Below are 1,512 nucleotides of genomic sequence, written 5' to 3' on the forward strand. Positions count from 1 at the left end.
CCCCTGCGCACTCCGCCCGGCGACTCCGGCAACCACCACGCGGCGGCCAGCTACCGCCCCTCCGAGGACGCCGTCCGGCAGGTCAACGCGGCGCTCTATCTGCGCAGGCCGCTCCTGGTCACCGGCGCCCCCGGCACCGGCAAGTCCTCCCTCGCCTACGCGGTGGCGCACGAGCTCGGCCTCGGCAAGGTCCTGCACTGGCCGATCACCAGCCGCGTCACCCTCCGCGACGGCCTCTACGAGTACGACCCGCTGACCCGTCTGTACGCGGCCGAACGCGCACGCCACGACGGCGGCGGGCCCGCGGGCGACGACATCGGCGACTACCTCCGCCTCGGCCCGCTCGGCACGGCCCTGCTGCCCTACGAACGCCCCCGCGTCCTGCTCGTCGACGAGATCGACAAGAGCGACATCGACCTGCCCAACGACCTGCTCACCGTCTTCGAGAAGGGCTCCTACGAACTGGTCGAGCTGGCCCGGCGCGCGGCGCCCGCCGCCGAGGTGATGACGGCCGACAGCACCACCGACCGGGTGGAGATCCGCGACGGCACGGTCACCTGCCGCGCCTTCCCGCTCGTCGTCATGACGAGCAACGGCGAACGCGAGTTCCCCCCGGCTTTCCTGCGCCGCTGCGTGACCGTGGACCTGAAGCAGCCCGCGGGCGTCGCGGAGCTGACCGCCATCGTCCGCGAACACCTCGGCCCGCTCATCGGCGAGGCGGACGGCGCGCTCCCCGCGGGCGCCCAGGACGTCATCGACCGCTTCTTCGAGCGGCGCGGCGGCGGTCTGCTCGCCAACGACCAGCTCCTCAACGCCATCTACATGTGCCATCACGCCGCGTTCACCGAACCCCCGGAAGGCGTGCGCGCGCTGGCCGACCAGGTGATGCCGTACCTGAGCAGCGAGGCGACCCGCACCGATGGCGATTGACCGGCTCCGCGACGCCCTGGAGGCCCTGGGACCGCCGGTCACCCCCCTGGAGCTGGCGGAGATGCTCTGGCTTGCGGAGCACCTGCCGCCGGACGGTGCGGCGGGCGCTCCGCCGGAGGCGGGCCGGGGCCCTGACGGCCCGCCGGGCGCGGGCGCGACCGGCGGCGGCACGGAAGCGGGCGGACCGGAGCGGTCCGGGCGGCCCGGCGGCCCGGCGGCGGGCGAGCCGCCCCCGGACGAGGCGACGCGGGCGGCGGGGGACGGCGGCACGGGCGCGCACCATGCCGCCCGGCAGGGCGCCCTGCACGTTCCCCTCGGCGCGCCGGGACCGGGAGCCGACGCCGACGAGGTCCTCGTGCCCGCCCCGCGGGCGCTCCACCACGAACTGGCGATCCAGCGCGCCCTGCGTCCGCTGAAGCGGCGGGCGCCCGACCCGCGCCGGCGCCGCACCCTCGACGAGCGCGCCACCGCCGAACGCGCCGCCCGCCACCCCGGCCCGCGCCCCTGGGCCCCCGTCCTGGCGCCCGCCACCGACCGCCTGTTCAGCCTCGCCCTGGTCGCCGACACCGGCCCCGCGATGAC

1 protein-coding gene and 1 pseudogene are annotated in these 1,512 nt (G+C 76.7%); both read left to right on the forward strand.

Annotated elements, in window-relative coordinates; all coding sequences use genetic code 11:
- Positions 1-930, forward strand: a 930-nt coding sequence (locus tag AB8Z36_RS39620; RefSeq protein ID WP_369218205.1) for an AAA family ATPase, incomplete at its 5' end; no start/stop codon positions are given.
- A pseudogene (locus AB8Z36_RS39625) lies at positions 920-1,512 on the forward strand (SAV_2336 N-terminal domain-related protein); the annotation flags it as partial. The gene AB8Z36_RS39620 and the pseudogene AB8Z36_RS39625, both read left to right, overlap by 11 nt.

Origin of the sequence: Streptomyces flavofungini, assembly GCF_041028215.1 — a bacterium.
Classification (GTDB): Bacteria; Actinomycetota; Actinomycetes; order Streptomycetales; family Streptomycetaceae; genus Streptomyces; species Streptomyces flavofungini_B.